The following is a 13,522-nucleotide window of genomic DNA, read 5'->3' as shown; positions in this document are numbered from 1 at the left end:
CAGCTCCGCGCTTGTCTAGGCAAAAAAAAAATACCATCTTTGCAAGTAGCAAAGATGGTATTTCGTCGTATTAACGTTTCGAGAACTGTGGAGCGCGACGAGCCGCTTTAAGACCGTATTTTTTACGTTCTTTCATGCGCGGATCGCGAGTCAGGAAGCCTGCGCGCTTAAGGGACGGACGGAACTCAGGGTCTGCTTTGAGCAGAGCACGGGAGATACCGTGACGGATTGCGCCAGCTTGACCGGACATGCCGCCGCCGTTAGCGATAACCAATACATCGTACTTGGACAATGTGTCAGTCAGGTTAAGCGGTTGTTTAACGATCAGCTTCAGCGTTTCCAGACCGAAATATTCGTTTAAATCGCGTTTATTAACAATGATTCGTCCTTCACCCGGCACGAGACGTACACGTGCAACAGAGTGTTTACGACGACCTGTTCCATAGTATTGCACTTGAGCCATGAAACTTGTCCTCCTCTTTATTAGCCGCGAAGCTCGTAGACTTCAGGGTTTTGGGCTTGATGTGGGTGTTCCGCACCTGCGTAGACTTTCAGCTTAAGTTTCATTTTGTTGCCCAGACGGTTCTTAGGCAACATGCCGTGCACAGCCAGCTCCATCATACGCTCTGGCTTGTTTTTCAACATCTCGTGTGCAGGAGTGACTTTCAAGCCACCTGTGTACATGGAGTGACGGTAGTAGTTTTTGTCAGCCATTTTGTTGCCTGTCAGAACGATTTTCGAAGCGTTGATGATAACAACGAAATCGCCAGTGTCGATGTGAGGCGTAAATTGCGGTTTGTGTTTGCCGCGGATCAGGCTTGCAGCTTCGCTAGCCAGACGTCCGAGCGTTTTGCCTTCCGCATCGATGACGAACCATTTACGTTCGACTTCATTCGGCTTAGCCATATAGGTGGTACGCATGGATGATCCTCCTTAATTCTCTTACATTAATCGTTTTATAACAACGTTGCCGTTGGTTTGTTATTCATGGTTGGAACTTGCATTTGGATGGCCATTCTTAGTCGGGGCTGTGGGAGAGCCACTAAGAAAGCACAAGTTATATTCTACTATAAATAATAGGGAAGTGCAAGCCGTATTTGCAATTCTCTTTGCTTCACGTTCTCTCCCCATGCTGGACCTAAGGCCAGTCTTCGGGTAAGCCAGCAGGCTGTTTCTTCTTGGTATCTCCATTGTTACAATAAGAACATCGGAATCGCCACGGATCGATGCGGCGAATCCAAGCCAATATGCAAGGAGCGTTTATAATGAAACCAAACAAAGCACTCGGTACGCTGCTCGTACTCCTCGGAGCGATCGCGCTTGTCTACCTGTTCTTCAATCAAGGCAATACCTCGTTTGGAAGCCTGTTCTCCGGGTTTACCAAACCGGTCCATGACGAGCGGACATTCTCTTCTAACGAATTATCGAACATCGCCATCGACTCCAGCAGCCTGGATGTAAATATCGTCCGAGGCCATTCAGACGAAGTTATAGTAACCTTAGAAGGACGCGCTACGAAACGTGTTGCCAATGATTTGCTGCTCAAGGCAGACCAAGACGGCGACACGCTGAATCTGTCGTTGCAATCGGATCGTGGCTTCAGGTTCGGATTCCATTGGTCCAATGTTAAGCTGACCGTCGAACTGCCGGAGAAGTCCTGGGGCACATTAACCGCCAAGCTAAACAGCGGCGACATCGAGCTTGGCTCCTCCGACTTCGAAACCGTCGAGCTCCGAACGAATTCCGGCGACATCGAGGTTCAATCGATATCAGCTTCCGCCGAGCTTGAATTAAAAGCAACTAGCGGCGACATCAAGCTCAAGGATATTACTGCACAGTCGATAAAAATTGATACCGCCAGCGGTGATGTGGAGCTGGAACGTTACGAAGCGGAAACACTCAAATTCAATGTCGGCAGCGGCGATGTTTCCTTAGAGGATGGATCTGGCGCGCTCCAAGGCCTGACGGGATCCGGCGACATTCGATTGGATACCTCGACGATCAACCGCGATGTCGACCTGAAGGCAGGAAGCGGCGATATCCTTATCTCGCTTGATCATGAGCCGGAGTCGCTTGCCGTTCAATTCCGAACCAGCTCCGGCGATGCCATCGTCCGCATGAACGGATTCAACGAGCAGGGCAAGAACGGAGAACGGGAAGTGAACGGCGCTTTCGGCAGCGGCGAGCATAAGCTTACCGTACGCACCGGCTCCGGCGATATTATTTTGAGATAATCCGATCCGACCTATAGGGACAGCCTCCCCCTCGAGGCTGTCCCTTCTTCATGCCGGCGAATGTCTCCCAATCTGACCGCTACGACTCCGTCAAAGACCAGCCCCTACTCCTCATCCTCGTCTCGAATATCACTTTCATGATCATCCAGAGGTTCTGGCGCGCTCCACCCACCGTACTCTACGTCTACCAGCGTTAATCCGTGCGCCATCGCCGTAGGTCCGGCAAGCGAACGAGACTTGCCTTCCAGAATCCGTCCCATATCGGCCGGCTTCAGCTTGCCTTGCCCCACCCACAGCAGCGTTCCCATAATGACGCGCACCATATTGTATAAGAACCCGTTACCCGTAATGTACATATGAAGCGCACCTTCCTCCATTTGGAAGCTAGCTTCATAGATCGTACGAATATGGTGAGGTTTGGTGGAGTGAATCGATGTATACGATGTAAAGTCATGTCTGCCTACCAGGTAAGCCAGCCCTTCCTCCATCGCGGCAATATTCAACTTTGTCGGATGATGAAACCTATAGGGTCTCATAAATACGTCAGGAAACTTATTTAAGTCGATCGAGTAACGGTACGTCTTCCGTTTGGCGGAACGACGAGAATGGAATTCAAGCGGGACATCCCACGCCTCCAGAATAACTATGTCCTTCGGCAACCTCGTATTCAGCGCGATCGCCCAGCGCTCCGTTGGAATCGTCGAAGCCGTATGAAAGTTGAAAACCTGGCCCATGGCGTGAACGCCGGCATCCGTCCGTCCCGAACCGATTATGACAATCTCTTCGCCCGTAAGGTGGCGAATCGCTTTCTCGATTTCGTGTTGAACGGTTCTTCCGTATGGCTGCGACTGGAATCCGTTAAATCCGCTTCCGTCATAACTAACTTTCACGCCGATGTTGCGCATGCCTCTCCTCCCCGTTCTTCGATAGTCCCGCCGCAATAAAAAAAAGGTGGCCTCAAGGGTCCACCCTTCTTCGAAATACTACGCGCGGTCAACCAGCTCAAGGTAAACCATAGGCGCGGAGTCACCGCGACGCGGTCCAAGCTTCAGGATACGCGTGTATCCGCCTGCGCGCTCCGAATAACGAGTTGCCAGTTCGGAGAACAGCTTTTGGATTGCGTCTTGTTCGCCGTCAACAGTCTCGCGACGTACGAATGCAGCAACTTGACGACGAGCGTGCAGATCACCTTTTTTCGCTTTCGTGATCAGCTTCTCAGCGATAGAACGAACCTCTTTCGCTTTGGCTTCAGTCGTTTGGATGCGCTCATACAGGAACAAATCCGTTACGAGATCGCGGAACAATGCTTTCCGCGCGCTTGCGTCACGGCCCAATTTTTGATATGCCATTTTGTTTTCCCCTCCCTTGCTTTGTGTTTAACATTGCTGTCTGTTTACAAGACTACTCTTCCATGCGCAGGCCAAGACCCAGCTCTTCCAGCTTCTCTTGAACTTCTTCCAAGGATTTGCGGCCCAGGTTACGAACCTTCATCATATCCTCTTCGGATTTCGTGATCAGCTCTTGAACGGTGTTGATGCCGGCACGCTTCAAGCAGTTATATGAACGTACGGACAGATCCAGTTCTTCGATAGTCATCTCCAGAACCTTCTCTTTTTTGTCCTCTTCCTTCTCAACCATGATTTCGGCATCTTTGGCTTCATCCGTTAATCCAACGAACAAGTCCAAGTGCTCGGTCAAAATCTTAGCGCCGAGGCTTACAGCCTCTTCAGGGCGAATACTGCCGTCCGTCCAAACTTCAAGCGTCAGCTTGTCATAGTTGGTGACTTGGCCGACGCGTGTGTTCTCTACGCTGTAATTAACCCGAGTAATGGGCGTGTATATCGAATCGACAGGGATGACGCCAATCGGTTGATCGTCGCTCTTGTTCCGGTCCGCTTGCACGTAACCGCGTCCCCGATTAGCAAAAATCCGCATATGGAGCCGCGCTCCGGAGGCCAAGGTCGCAATGTGAAGATCAGGGCTTAAAATTTCGACATCGCTATCAGCTCGAATGTCGCCCGCTGTTACGTTCCCTTCGCCTTCCGCGTCGATCTCCAACACTTTTTCCTCGTCGGAGTGGATCTTCAGCGAGAGGCCTTTCAGGTTCAGAATGATTTCCGTTACGTCTTCAATCACTCCGGGAACCGTAGAAAACTCATGCAGCACGCCGTCGATTTGAACCGACGTCACCGCCGCGCCAGGCAAAGACGACAATAAAATTCGGCGAAGCGAATTTCCAAGCGTCGTGCCGTATCCGCGTTCCAGCGGCTCGACCACGAAACGTCCGTAAGTGCCCTCGTTATTCAGCTCTACGGTTTCGATTTTCGGCTTTTCGATCTCAATCACAAATAGTACCCTCCTTCAAACGTCGCTCCGTTACCTTGTCGTTATTTATGTCAAATCTCGTAGTATGCCAAACCTTCACAACCATTATTCACAAGTTGCAGTCATTTGATACCACAGTGGATCTAACTATACGCGACGACGTTTCGGTGGACGGCATCCGTTATGCGGAACTGGGGTTACATCCTTAATGAGGTTAACTTCCAATCCAGCAGCCTGCAGCGAACGAATCGCCGCCTCGCGGCCAGCGCCAGGTCCTTTAACCATAACTTCGACAGTTCTCATGCCATGCTCCATAGCCGCTTTCGCTGCGGATTCGGCAGCCATCTGAGCTGCGAACGGCGTGCTTTTACGGGAACCTTTGAAACCAAGGTTGCCGGAGCTTGCCCAAGAGATTGCATTACCATGCGGGTCTGTGATCGTAACGATCGTGTTGTTGAACGTCGAACGAATGTGAGCCACGCCAGTGTCAATGTTTTTCCGATCGCGACGTTTTGTGCGAACGACTTTTTTTGGTTTAGCCATTGTCCATTATCCTCCTTTCTTATTTCTTCTTGTTCGCTACAGTACGACGTGGACCTTTGCGCGTACGCGCGTTTGTTTTCGTACGTTGACCGCGAACAGGAAGTCCGCGACGGTGACGAAGACCACGGTAGCAGCCGATCTCAGTTAGACGCTTGATGTTAAGCGAAATTTCGCGACGAAGGTCGCCTTCCACTTTAACACTCTTGTCGATGGCTTCGCGCAGACGAGCCAGCTCATCCTCAGTCAGATCGCGAACGCGAGTGTCTGGGTTAACTTCCGTGGAAGCCAGGATTTTTTGCGAAGTCGTTTTGCCGATACCGAAAATATACGTCAGGGCGATTTCAACGCGCTTGTCGCGCGGAATATCTACACCAGCTATACGTGCCATGGGCTATATTTCCCTCCTTTTATCCTTGTTTTTGTTTGTGTTTCGGATTTTCACAAATCACCATAACGTTGCCTTTGCGACGAATGACTTTGCATTTCTCGCAAATCGGCTTAACCGAAGGTCTAACCTTCATTGTGATTACCTCCCGAATCTTTCGAAAAGCTTGCCGCTAACCGCGGTTACTTCCGATAGGTGATGCGCCCTCTTGATAAATCGTAAGGCGATAACTGTATAACCACTTTGTCTCCGGTCAGAATGCGGATGAAGTGCATTCTAAGTTTGCCGGATACATGTGCGAGAATTTGATGACCGTTCTCCAGCTCCACCTTGAACATCGCATTCGGCAACGGCTCGATAACCGTACCTTCGACCTCAATGACGTCTTCCTTCGCCACCGTCATTCTCCTTTCGCATGCGCGTACTTCTGAATTGCGTAACGTAATTTGGCATTCGTCACTCTGCCTGTTTCTTGCAAGCTGCTTATTACCTCATGACTAAAGGCAGGCTGTAACATCAGATGCAGAACGTTCTTTTTCTTGGGCTGGTCGAACCTTCGCTTGTCGCCGTCCGCAATCATGACGAACTTGTCGTCGATAATGGCAATGACCACGGCATAACTGTCTTCGTCCTTGCCTCGAAGTACTTTGACGAACTGACCAATCCGGGGATGAGCATCCACCTTACACCTCGGACTGCTGCGGCAGAATGGTCAATATTTCAAAGCCGTCCTCTGTGACGGCAACCGTGTGCTCAAAGTGAGCGCACCAGGAACCGTCTTGCGTTACGACTGTCCAATCGTCTTCGAGCGTTCGTACATATCGTTCTCCGATATTAACCATCGGCTCGATGGCAAGCACCATACCCGGCTTCAGCCGCGGCCCCCTGTCCGGTATACCATAGTTCGGTATTTGCGGTTCTTCATGCAGTTCCGCGCCGATTCCGTGCCCTACGTATTCCCGTACTACCGAGAAACCTGCTGCTTCAATAACCTTCTGGATGGCGTGCGATATCGTATAAAGCCTGACATCAGGCTTAACGAGCGCAAGTCCCGCGTATAGCGATTCTTCCGTCACGTCGAGCAGTCTCTGAACTTCCGGCGTCACGCTCCCGACCGCATAGGTCCAAGCGGAATCGCCATGATAGCCTTCGAACTGCGCTCCGATGTCGATGCTTATTATATCGCCCTCGTTCAACTTGCGTGATCCAGGGAATCCGTGCACCAACTCGTCATTTACAGAAGCGCAAATGCTGGAAGGAAACCCATTGTAACCTTTAAAGGAAGGAACGGCATTCTGACTTCGAATGTACTGTTCGGCAATACGGTCAAGCTCACCTGTGGTGATGCCCGGCTTTACTGCTGCTGCCATCAACCGATGCGTTTCCGCAACGATCCGTCCGGCTTCCCTCATTAATCGCAGCTCCGATTCGGATTTGCAAATAATCATTACAACGTACCTTTCAGGCAGGAAACGATATCGCTTGTAACAACGTCGATATCCTTCTCGCCGTCGACTTCGCGCAGCAGACCTTTACCGCTGTAGTAATCAAGAAGCAAAGCCGTCTTGGACGTATATTCGTCCAGGCGCGTGCCCATCTTCTCTTCCGTATCATCGGAACGTTGATACAGCTCTCCGCCGTCCTTGTCGCAGATGCCTTCGACCTTAGGCGGGTTGAATAGTACATGGTAAGTCGATCCGCAAGACTTGCAGATGCGTCTGCCCGTCAAACGAGCAAGCAGCAATCCGCGGTCAACCTTCAGGTTCACGACATGATCGACGCTCCGGCCTAGCTCCGTCAGCATGACATCAAGCGCTTCGGCTTGCTGCAGCGTACGGGGAAAGCCATCCAGAAGGAAACCCTTCTCGCAATCGTCCAGAGCAAGACGCTCCTTCACGATGCCGTTCGTAATTTCGTCCGGAACAAGAAGACCTTGATCGACATATTCCTTCGCTTTTAGACCAAGCGGCGTGCCTTGTTTCATCGCAAGACGAAATGCGTCGCCAGTCGAAATGTGGGGAATGCCGAACTCTTCTACGATCCGCTCTGCTTGTGTACCCTTGCCGGCTCCCGGAGGGCCCATGAATAAAATGTTCATTACCGTGTTCCTCGCTTTAAACGCAGGAAGGCTCGTTCGGGCACCGCACCGCACTAGCCTTAAGAGCGCGGCAGCCCGCTTTCGAACCTGCTGTTATTTATTGATAAACCCTTTGTAATGACGTTTGATCAACTGGCTCTCGATCTGCTTCATCGTATCAAGCGCAACGCCGACAACGATGAGGAGCGATGTGCCGCCAAGCTGCACGGACCGCGGTAATCCCGCCAATGCTCCAAAGAACACTGGGAATACGGAGATCGCTGCCAAGAAGAGTGCACCCGTGAGCGTAATCCGCGACATAACGCGAGTCAGGTAAGCGGAAGTCGGCTTGCCAGGACGAATGCCCGGGATATAACCGCCGTTCTTCTTCATCTGATCTGCCATTTGCACAGGATTAATTTGCACGAATGTGTAGAAGAAGGTGAAACCGATGATCAGCAATACGTACAATACCATGCCAAGCGGCCGGTCATAGTTCATATTGTCGATGATCCATTGCGCCCAAGGCTTGGTGGACCAGAAGTTGGCAATCGTTACAGGGAACATGATCAGGGATACCGCGAAGATAACCGGGATTACGCCCGCGCCGTTAACCTTCATAGGAATGTGAGTCGATTGTCCGCCGTACATCTTACGTCCGACAACACGCTTCGCGTATTGAACCGGAATCTTCCGGATACCTTGCTGAATAAAGATAACGCCGACGATGATCGCGATAATCACGAGTACGATCAGCACCATCTTCGCGATGTTCAAGAACAGTTGGTCTTGCGCATCGATGAATTGATCTTGATACAACGTGCGGATGTGACCAGGGATACCGGCTACGATCGCTGCGAAGATCAAGATGGAGATACCGTTGCCGATACCTCTCTCCGTAATTTGCTCGCCGAGCCACATCAAGAAAGCTGTACCAGCTGTCAGGATGAGTGCGATGACCAAGTAGTCTACGAAGTTTGCGCCCGGAATCATTTCAAGTCCGAAGGAGCGGTTGAAGCCAATCGCTGTTGCGAAGCCTTGTACCAAACCAAGGATAATCGTGCCGTAACGCGTAATTTGAGCCAGCTTGCGCTTGCCGTTCTCGCCTTCCTTCGCCCATTCCGCAAACTTCGGAATAACGTCCATCGACAAGAGCTGCACGATGATCGATGCCGTGATGTACGGCGTAATACCGATGGCGAAAATGGAGAATTGGAAGAGCGCACCGCCCGAGAACGTGTTCAGCAAGCCGAACAAGTCAGCGCCTTGCGAATCCATGTTCTCGAATACGGTTTTGTCTACTCCCGGTACCGGAATGAAAGAACCGATCCGGTAAATGAAAAGAATGAAAAGCGTGAAGAGGATCCTTGTACGCAGATCCGCCACTTTCCAAATGTTGGACACGGTTGTGAACAATTAGATCACCTCGGTTTTACCGCCGGCAGCCTGGATTTTCTCTACCGCAGATTGAGAGAACTTGTTTGCTTTAACAGTGAGCTCTACTTTCAATTCACCATTACCCAAGATTTTGATTCCTGCCAAAGGGTTACTGATAACTCCTTGCTCAAGAAGAACCTCTGGTGTAACTTCTGTCCCTGCAGCAAAGCTGTTCAGATCTTCAATGTTAACAATCGCGTACTCCTTGCGGAATGGATTGTTGAAACCGCGCTTCGGAACGCGACGGTACAAAGGATTTTGGCCGCCCTCGAATCCAGGACGAACACCGCCGCCGGAACGAGCATTTTGACCTTTATGGCCTTTGCCTGCCGTTTTGCCGTTGCCGGAGCCGATACCGCGACCTTTGCGCTTAGGCGCCGCAGTCGAGCCTGGTGCTGGTGCTAACTCATGCAATTTCATCGTTCGTGCACCTCCTTGTTTATTTCGTGTATTGCATTATCGTAATTAAACTTCTTCGACTTTAACCAGGTGGTTAACTGCGTTAACCATGCCGCGAATCGCCACGTTATCGTCATGAACGACCGATTGACGAATTTTGCGAAGGCCAAGCGCTTCAACCGTTGCGCGTTGCTTCTCGTTGCGACCGATTAAACTGCGAACGAGGGTGATTTGCAATTTTGCCATCTTATTTCCCTCCTTAACCTAACAGCTCTTCGACTGTTTTGCCACGCAGCTTTGCAACGTCTTCCGCACGTTTCAGACGGGACAGACCTTCCAGCGTCGCGTTAACCATGTTCAGGGAGTTCGAAGAACCAAGGGATTTCGTTAAAATGTCGCCTACGCCAGCCAGCTCGAGAACCGCACGAACCGGGCCGCCGGCGATAACGCCAGTACCTTCGGAAGCAGGCTTCAGCAAAACTTCGCCAGCACCGAAGTGACCAAGTACGAGGTGAGGAATCGTAGTTCCTACGAGTGGAACGTGGATCAGGTTTTTCTTCGCATCTTCAATGCCTTTGCGAATCGCATCCGGCACTTCGCCTGCTTTACCGATTCCCGCGCCAACGTAGCCTTTGCCGTCGCCGACTACTACAAGCGCGCTAAAGCTGAAACGGCGTCCGCCTTTTACAACTTTTGCAACGCGATTGATATGAACAACTTTTTCAGTCAGTTCTAACGTATTAGGATCTACACGCAAGTCGTTTAACCTCCTTATTGAGTGATTAGAAATTCAAGCCAGCTTCGCGTGCCGCGGTTGCCAGCGCAGAAATTCTGCCGTGATACAAGTAACCTCCGCGGTCGAATACAACCTCGGTTACGCCTTTTGCTTGAGCGCGTTTCGCGATCAGTTCGCCAACTTTAGCAGCAGCTTCAACGTTGCCGCCGTTGCCGATTGCCTCTACCAGCTCTTTATCCTTAGTGGATGCTGCAGCCAGTGTTACGCCTGCTACGTCGTCGATCAGTTGAGCGTACATATGTTTGGCGGAACGGAATACGGACAGACGCGGACGTGCTGCCGTGCCGTTGATTTTCTTGCGAACACGAAGGTGTCTTTTCAGACGGGCCTTGTTTTTGTCGCCTTTCGTAATCATGCTTGTGTTCCTCCTTTCTTAACGCCTTAGGAAGCTATTGCATGGAACGTCTCACGTCCCTGTTCGTTCAACTTACTTCTTCTTACCAGCTTTACCTTCTTTGCGGATGATGCGCTCGCCTTCGTATTTGATACCTTTGCCTTTATACGGCTCAGGCTCGCGTACGGCACGGATTTGAGCGGCAACAGCGCCTACGCGCTCTTTGTCGATTCCGCGAACGGTAATTTTCGTGTTGACTGGCACTTCGAACTCGATGTTGCTCTCGGGAGCAATTTCAACCGGGTGGGAGTAACCAACGTTAAGCACGATTTTATCACCGGATTTGCTAGCACGGTAACCTACGCCAACGAGCTCCAGATTTCTTGTGAAGCCGTCAGTAACACCTGTCACCATGTTTGCGATAATGCTGCGTGTCGTTCCGTGCAGGGAACGATGCAATTTATTGTCGGAAGGACGTTCGATCACGATCTCGTTCTCCGCTACATTCACTTTCATGTCCTTGTGAAATTCGCGAGTAAGCGTGCCTTTCGGTCCTTTAACAGTAATGATTGTGTTGTCCAAGTTGATAGTTACACCAGCTGGGACAGCAATTGGTTTGCGACCAATACGGGACATTGTTACACCTCCTGTCTTTCTGACTTATTTCTTACCAAACGTAGCAGACGACTTCGCCGCCGGATTTCACCTGGCGAGCTTCCTTGTCTGTCATAACGCCTTTGGACGTGGAAATAATCGCGATTCCCAGTCCTCCAAGCACGCGAGGAACCTCAGTTGCTTGCGTGTATACGCGCAGACCTGGCTTCGAGATACGCTTAAGGCCAGTGATAACGCGCTCTTGGTTAGGGCCGTATTTCAGGAAAATACGGATAATCCCTTGTTTGTTGTCTTCGATATATTCAGCATCGCGGATAAAGCCCTCGCGCTTCAAGATCTCAGCGATTTGCTTCTTCACTTTCGAAGCAGGCATCTCCACTGTTTCGTGACGAACGACGTTCGCATTGCGAATGCGCGTCAACATATCTGCAATCGGATCAGACATAACCATTTATGTGAACCTCCTTCCCGAACTAGGCTTGATTACCAGCTTGCTTTTTTCACGCCAGGAATCTGGCCCTTGTATGCTAACTCGCGGAAACAAATCCGGCAAATTTTAAACTTTTGAAGAACAGAGTGCGGACGGCCGCAACGCTCACAGCGCGTATAAGCGCGCACTTTGAATTTCGGTGTGCGTTGTTGCTTCACTTTCATCGAAGTTTTTGCCACTGGGTATTACACCTCCTAAAGTGGATTACTTCGTGAACGGCATGCCCATTTGGGTCAGCAGCTCACGAGATTCTTCGTCCGTTTTTGCCGTCGTGACGATGACGATGTCCATACCGCGTACTTTATCAACTTTATCGTATTCGATCTCAGGGAAGATCAGCTGTTCCTTAAGGCCCAGCGTGTAGTTTCCACGTCCGTCGAACGCTTTGGTCGATACACCGCGGAAGTCACGTACACGCGGAAGGGAAATGTTGAACAGCTTGTCGAGGAAGTGGTACATGCGCTCGCCGCGCAGCGTTACTTTAACCCCGATCGGCATGTTCTCACGAAGCTTGAAGCCCGCGATGGATTTTTTGGCACGAGTGACAACCGGCTTTTGACCGGAGATGATGCGCAGCTCTTCTACGGCAACATCGAGAATTTTGGAGTTGGAAACCGCTTCGCCAACACCCATGTTAATTACGACTTTCTCAATCTTCGGAACTTGCATAACCGAAGTATAGTTGAACTTCTGCATCAAGGCAGGAGTGATTTCATTAAGAAAGCGACCTTTCAGTCTTGCTGTCATTGTTCATGGACCTCCTTTCTTACCATAACGATTAGTCGATCTGTGCTCCGGATTTTTTAGCAATCCGTACTTTCTTGCCGTTATCCAGCACTTTGTAACCGATACGGGTTACGCCGCCGCTCTTCGGATCTACGTGCATCACGTTCGAGACGTGGATTGGAGCTTCCTGCTCGATGATTCCGCCTTGCGGGTTCGCTTGGGAAGGACGCGAATGCTTCTTCACCATGTTGACTCCCTCAATCAGCACGCGGTTCTCACGAGGATAAGCTGCGATGACGCGGCCCTTCTTACCTTTGTCTTTACCGGTAATGACGATGACCGTATCGTCTTTCTTTACATGCAATTTATTGTTGTGGGATTCCAATACTTTTTTCAGTCTTGGCATTTGTTACACCTCCTGCTCGCTAAGCTATCAGGCCTTTATCTTGTCGTTCTTAGATTACTTCCGGTGCAAGCGATACGATCTTCATGAAGTCCTTATCGCGAAGCTCACGGGCAACTGGTCCGAAGATACGAGTGCCGCGAGGGCTCTTGTCTTCTTTGACGATTACGGCAGCATTCTCGTCGAATGCGATGTAGGAACCGTCTTTACGGCGAACCGAACGCTTCGTACGAACGATAACCGCCTTTACTACGTCACCCTTTTTGACAACGCCGCCTGGCGTTGCTTGTTTGACGGAGCAAACGATCAGATCGCCGATGTGGCCAACGCGACGGCCAGTACCGCCGAGTACGCGGATACACATCAATTCTTTAGCGCCGGAGTTGTCGGCAACACGCAAACGTGTAAATGGTTGAATCATGGATTACGTCCTCCTTTCGACATTCATGCGGGCACTGCTGCGCTCATTAAAGTACAACGGCTACTTCGACAACCTCAACCAATCTGAAGCGCTTGTCTTTGGATAGTGGACGAGTCTCCATGATTTTGACGGTATCGCCGATTTTCGCTTGGTTGTTCTCGTCATGGGCTTTATATTTTTTCGTGTATTTGATGCGTTTATGGTACAAATCATGTTTTTTGTAAGTTTCTACAGCCACCACGATTGTTTTATCCATTTTGTCGCTTACCACTTTGCCGATTTGAACTTTGCGGGCATTGCGTTCGCTCATGTTTTGCCTCCTTCCTTCATCCGTGAT

25 protein-coding genes are annotated in these 13,522 nt (G+C 50.6%); 1 reads left to right on the top strand and 24 read right to left on the bottom strand.

All coding sequences use genetic code 11. From position 1 onward, the window contains the following. Window positions 1-70 precede the first annotated feature (70 nt). Together rpsI and rplM are read right to left on the bottom strand one after the other, a co-directional pair. Complete coding sequence (rpsI, locus tag H7F31_RS06210) at window positions 71-463, bottom strand: 30S ribosomal protein S9 (protein ID WP_087570336.1); 393 nt, start codon at window positions 461-463, stop codon at window positions 71-73. Between the two features lie 20 nt (window positions 464-483). After that, window positions 484-921, bottom strand: coding sequence for a 50S ribosomal protein L13 (gene rplM, locus H7F31_RS06205; RefSeq protein WP_087570335.1), 438 nt, complete (start codon window positions 919-921; stop codon window positions 484-486). Window positions 922-1,265: 344 nt separating this feature from the next. On the opposite strand from rplM, the gene H7F31_RS06200 reads away from it, so the two are divergent. Then, complete coding sequence (locus H7F31_RS06200) at window positions 1,266-2,234, top strand: DUF4097 family beta strand repeat-containing protein (RefSeq protein WP_187103429.1); 969 nt, start codon at window positions 1,266-1,268, stop codon at window positions 2,232-2,234. Between the two features lie 104 nt (window positions 2,235-2,338). Here H7F31_RS06200 and truA read toward each other — a convergent pair whose 3' ends face one another. From truA to rpsQ, 22 genes are all read right to left on the bottom strand, one after another. After that, window positions 2,339-3,139: a tRNA pseudouridine(38-40) synthase TruA gene (truA, locus tag H7F31_RS06195; RefSeq protein ID WP_187103428.1), complete on the bottom strand. Its 801-nt coding sequence runs from the start codon at window positions 3,137-3,139 to the stop codon at window positions 2,339-2,341. Between the two features lie 78 nt (window positions 3,140-3,217). Continuing rightward, complete coding sequence (gene rplQ / locus H7F31_RS06190; RefSeq protein ID WP_087570332.1) at window positions 3,218-3,583, bottom strand: 50S ribosomal protein L17; 366 nt, start codon at window positions 3,581-3,583, stop codon at window positions 3,218-3,220. Window positions 3,584-3,635: 52 nt separating this feature from the next. Then, a complete protein-coding gene (locus tag H7F31_RS06185) occupies window positions 3,636-4,580 on the bottom strand; it encodes a DNA-directed RNA polymerase subunit alpha (protein WP_087570331.1) in 945 nt (314 codons plus the stop codon). 126 nt (window positions 4,581-4,706) lie between these two features. Then, the gene (gene rpsK, locus H7F31_RS06180; RefSeq protein ID WP_028609630.1) at window positions 4,707-5,102 is read right to left on the bottom strand and encodes a 30S ribosomal protein S11; all 396 of its coding nucleotides are present in this window, start codon (window positions 5,100-5,102) and stop codon (window positions 4,707-4,709) included. 19 nt (window positions 5,103-5,121) lie between these two features. After that, window positions 5,122-5,490, bottom strand: coding sequence for a 30S ribosomal protein S13 (gene rpsM, locus H7F31_RS06175; RefSeq protein WP_187103427.1), 369 nt, complete (start codon window positions 5,488-5,490; stop codon window positions 5,122-5,124). 19 nt (window positions 5,491-5,509) lie between these two features. Beyond that, window positions 5,510-5,623, bottom strand: coding sequence for a 50S ribosomal protein L36 (gene rpmJ, locus H7F31_RS06170; RefSeq protein ID WP_003333770.1), 114 nt, complete (start codon window positions 5,621-5,623; stop codon window positions 5,510-5,512). Between the two features lie 46 nt (window positions 5,624-5,669). Then, complete coding sequence (gene infA / locus H7F31_RS06165) at window positions 5,670-5,885, bottom strand: translation initiation factor IF-1 (protein ID WP_015847200.1); 216 nt, start codon at window positions 5,883-5,885, stop codon at window positions 5,670-5,672. Between the two features lie 2 nt (window positions 5,886-5,887). After that, window positions 5,888-6,169 (bottom strand): KOW domain-containing RNA-binding protein, encoded by a 282-nt coding sequence (locus H7F31_RS06160; protein WP_087570329.1) that lies wholly within the window; start codon window positions 6,167-6,169, stop codon window positions 5,888-5,890. Between the two features lies 1 nt (window position 6,170). After that, complete coding sequence (gene map, locus H7F31_RS06155; protein WP_087570328.1) at window positions 6,171-6,935, bottom strand: type I methionyl aminopeptidase; 765 nt, start codon at window positions 6,933-6,935, stop codon at window positions 6,171-6,173. Beyond that, window positions 6,935-7,585 carry an adenylate kinase gene (locus H7F31_RS06150; RefSeq protein ID WP_087570327.1) on the bottom strand — a complete coding sequence of 217 codons (651 nt, stop codon included), beginning with the start codon at window positions 7,583-7,585 and terminating at the stop codon, window positions 6,935-6,937. The genes map and H7F31_RS06150 overlap by 1 nt, the downstream gene beginning before the upstream one ends. A 93-nt stretch (window positions 7,586-7,678) precedes the next feature. Continuing rightward, window positions 7,679-8,980: a preprotein translocase subunit SecY gene (gene secY, locus H7F31_RS06145; protein ID WP_187103426.1), complete on the bottom strand. Its 1,302-nt coding sequence runs from the start codon at window positions 8,978-8,980 to the stop codon at window positions 7,679-7,681. After that, window positions 8,981-9,421, bottom strand: a complete 441-nt coding sequence (gene rplO, locus H7F31_RS06140) for a 50S ribosomal protein L15 (protein ID WP_087570325.1) — start codon at window positions 9,419-9,421, stop codon at window positions 8,981-8,983. It abuts the gene before it with no gap. A 45-nt stretch (window positions 9,422-9,466) separates the two neighbouring features. After that, entirely contained in the window at window positions 9,467-9,646 is a 180-nt protein-coding gene (gene rpmD, locus H7F31_RS06135; RefSeq protein WP_087570324.1) for a 50S ribosomal protein L30, read from the bottom strand. A gap of 13 nt (window positions 9,647-9,659) precedes the next feature. Continuing rightward, window positions 9,660-10,157 (bottom strand): 30S ribosomal protein S5, encoded by a 498-nt coding sequence (gene rpsE, locus H7F31_RS06130; RefSeq protein WP_068679339.1) that lies wholly within the window; start codon window positions 10,155-10,157, stop codon window positions 9,660-9,662. A gap of 25 nt (window positions 10,158-10,182) precedes the next feature. Then, window positions 10,183-10,551 carry a 50S ribosomal protein L18 gene (gene rplR / locus H7F31_RS06125; RefSeq protein ID WP_087570323.1) on the bottom strand — a complete coding sequence of 123 codons (369 nt, stop codon included), beginning with the start codon at window positions 10,549-10,551 and terminating at the stop codon, window positions 10,183-10,185. Window positions 10,552-10,623: 72 nt separating this feature from the next. Then, complete coding sequence (rplF, locus tag H7F31_RS06120; protein ID WP_087570322.1) at window positions 10,624-11,166, bottom strand: 50S ribosomal protein L6; 543 nt, start codon at window positions 11,164-11,166, stop codon at window positions 10,624-10,626. A 31-nt stretch (window positions 11,167-11,197) separates the two neighbouring features. Beyond that, a complete protein-coding gene (gene rpsH / locus H7F31_RS06115; protein WP_087570321.1) occupies window positions 11,198-11,596 on the bottom strand; it encodes a 30S ribosomal protein S8 in 399 nt (132 codons plus the stop codon). Window positions 11,597-11,628: 32 nt separating this feature from the next. Beyond that, window positions 11,629-11,814 (bottom strand): type Z 30S ribosomal protein S14, encoded by a 186-nt coding sequence (locus H7F31_RS06110; protein ID WP_013312154.1) that lies wholly within the window; start codon window positions 11,812-11,814, stop codon window positions 11,629-11,631. 25 nt (window positions 11,815-11,839) lie between these two features. Then, a complete protein-coding gene (rplE, locus tag H7F31_RS06105; protein WP_087570320.1) occupies window positions 11,840-12,382 on the bottom strand; it encodes a 50S ribosomal protein L5 in 543 nt (180 codons plus the stop codon). A 31-nt stretch (window positions 12,383-12,413) separates the two neighbouring features. Next, complete coding sequence (gene rplX, locus H7F31_RS06100; RefSeq protein WP_087570319.1) at window positions 12,414-12,767, bottom strand: 50S ribosomal protein L24; 354 nt, start codon at window positions 12,765-12,767, stop codon at window positions 12,414-12,416. 49 nt (window positions 12,768-12,816) lie between these two features. Further along, entirely contained in the window at window positions 12,817-13,185 is a 369-nt protein-coding gene (gene rplN, locus H7F31_RS06095) for a 50S ribosomal protein L14 (RefSeq protein ID WP_087570318.1), read from the bottom strand. Between the two features lie 46 nt (window positions 13,186-13,231). Then, window positions 13,232-13,495 (bottom strand): 30S ribosomal protein S17, encoded by a 264-nt coding sequence (rpsQ, locus tag H7F31_RS06090; protein WP_068679351.1) that lies wholly within the window; start codon window positions 13,493-13,495, stop codon window positions 13,232-13,234. Window positions 13,496-13,522: the final 27 nt, after the last annotated feature.

Origin of the sequence: Paenibacillus sp. PAMC21692 (genome assembly GCF_014303795.1) — a bacterium.
Lineage (GTDB): Bacteria > Bacillota > Bacilli > Paenibacillales > Paenibacillaceae > Pristimantibacillus > Pristimantibacillus agaridevorans.
Note: the sequence above shows the minus strand (reverse complement) of the source record. Positions and strands in the feature narration are given on the sequence as shown.

What these genes read in the sequence shown, in the direction of transcription:
- rpsI (WP_087570336.1), bottom strand. Translation starts at nt 463, where the DNA reads ATGGCTCAAGTGCAATACTATGGAACAGGTCGTCGTAAACACTCTGTT.
- rplM (WP_087570335.1), bottom strand. Translation starts at nt 921, where the DNA reads ATGCGTACCACCTATATGGCTAAGCCGAATGAAGTCGAACGTAAATGG.
- H7F31_RS06200 (WP_187103429.1), top strand. Translation starts at nt 1,266, where the DNA reads ATGAAACCAAACAAAGCACTCGGTACGCTGCTCGTACTCCTCGGAGCG.
- truA (WP_187103428.1), bottom strand. Translation starts at nt 3,139, where the DNA reads ATGCGCAACATCGGCGTGAAAGTTAGTTATGACGGAAGCGGATTTAAC.
- rplQ (WP_087570332.1), bottom strand. Translation starts at nt 3,583, where the DNA reads ATGGCATATCAAAAATTGGGCCGTGACGCAAGCGCGCGGAAAGCATTG.
- rpsK (WP_028609630.1), bottom strand. Translation starts at nt 5,102, where the DNA reads ATGGCTAAACCAAAAAAAGTCGTTCGCACAAAACGTCGCGATCGGAAA.
- rpsM (WP_187103427.1), bottom strand. Translation starts at nt 5,490, where the DNA reads ATGGCACGTATAGCTGGTGTAGATATTCCGCGCGACAAGCGCGTTGAA.
- rpmJ (WP_003333770.1), bottom strand. Translation starts at nt 5,623, where the DNA reads ATGAAGGTTAGACCTTCGGTTAAGCCGATTTGCGAGAAATGCAAAGTC.
- map (WP_087570328.1), bottom strand. Translation starts at nt 6,935, where the DNA reads ATGATTATTTGCAAATCCGAATCGGAGCTGCGATTAATGAGGGAAGCC.
- H7F31_RS06150 (WP_087570327.1), bottom strand. Translation starts at nt 7,585, where the DNA reads ATGAACATTTTATTCATGGGCCCTCCGGGAGCCGGCAAGGGTACACAA.
- rplO (WP_087570325.1), bottom strand. Translation starts at nt 9,421, where the DNA reads ATGAAATTGCATGAGTTAGCACCAGCACCAGGCTCGACTGCGGCGCCT.
- rpmD (WP_087570324.1), bottom strand. Translation starts at nt 9,646, where the DNA reads ATGGCAAAATTGCAAATCACCCTCGTTCGCAGTTTAATCGGTCGCAAC.
- rplR (WP_087570323.1), bottom strand. Translation starts at nt 10,551, where the DNA reads ATGATTACGAAAGGCGACAAAAACAAGGCCCGTCTGAAAAGACACCTT.
- rplF (WP_087570322.1), bottom strand. Translation starts at nt 11,166, where the DNA reads ATGTCCCGTATTGGTCGCAAACCAATTGCTGTCCCAGCTGGTGTAACT.
- rpsH (WP_087570321.1), bottom strand. Translation starts at nt 11,596, where the DNA reads ATGGTTATGTCTGATCCGATTGCAGATATGTTGACGCGCATTCGCAAT.
- rplE (WP_087570320.1), bottom strand. Translation starts at nt 12,382, where the DNA reads ATGACAGCAAGACTGAAAGGTCGCTTTCTTAATGAAATCACTCCTGCC.
- rplX (WP_087570319.1), bottom strand. Translation starts at nt 12,767, where the DNA reads ATGCCAAGACTGAAAAAAGTATTGGAATCCCACAACAATAAATTGCAT.
- rplN (WP_087570318.1), bottom strand. Translation starts at nt 13,185, where the DNA reads ATGATTCAACCATTTACACGTTTGCGTGTTGCCGACAACTCCGGCGCT.
- rpsQ (WP_068679351.1), bottom strand. Translation starts at nt 13,495, where the DNA reads ATGAGCGAACGCAATGCCCGCAAAGTTCAAATCGGCAAAGTGGTAAGC.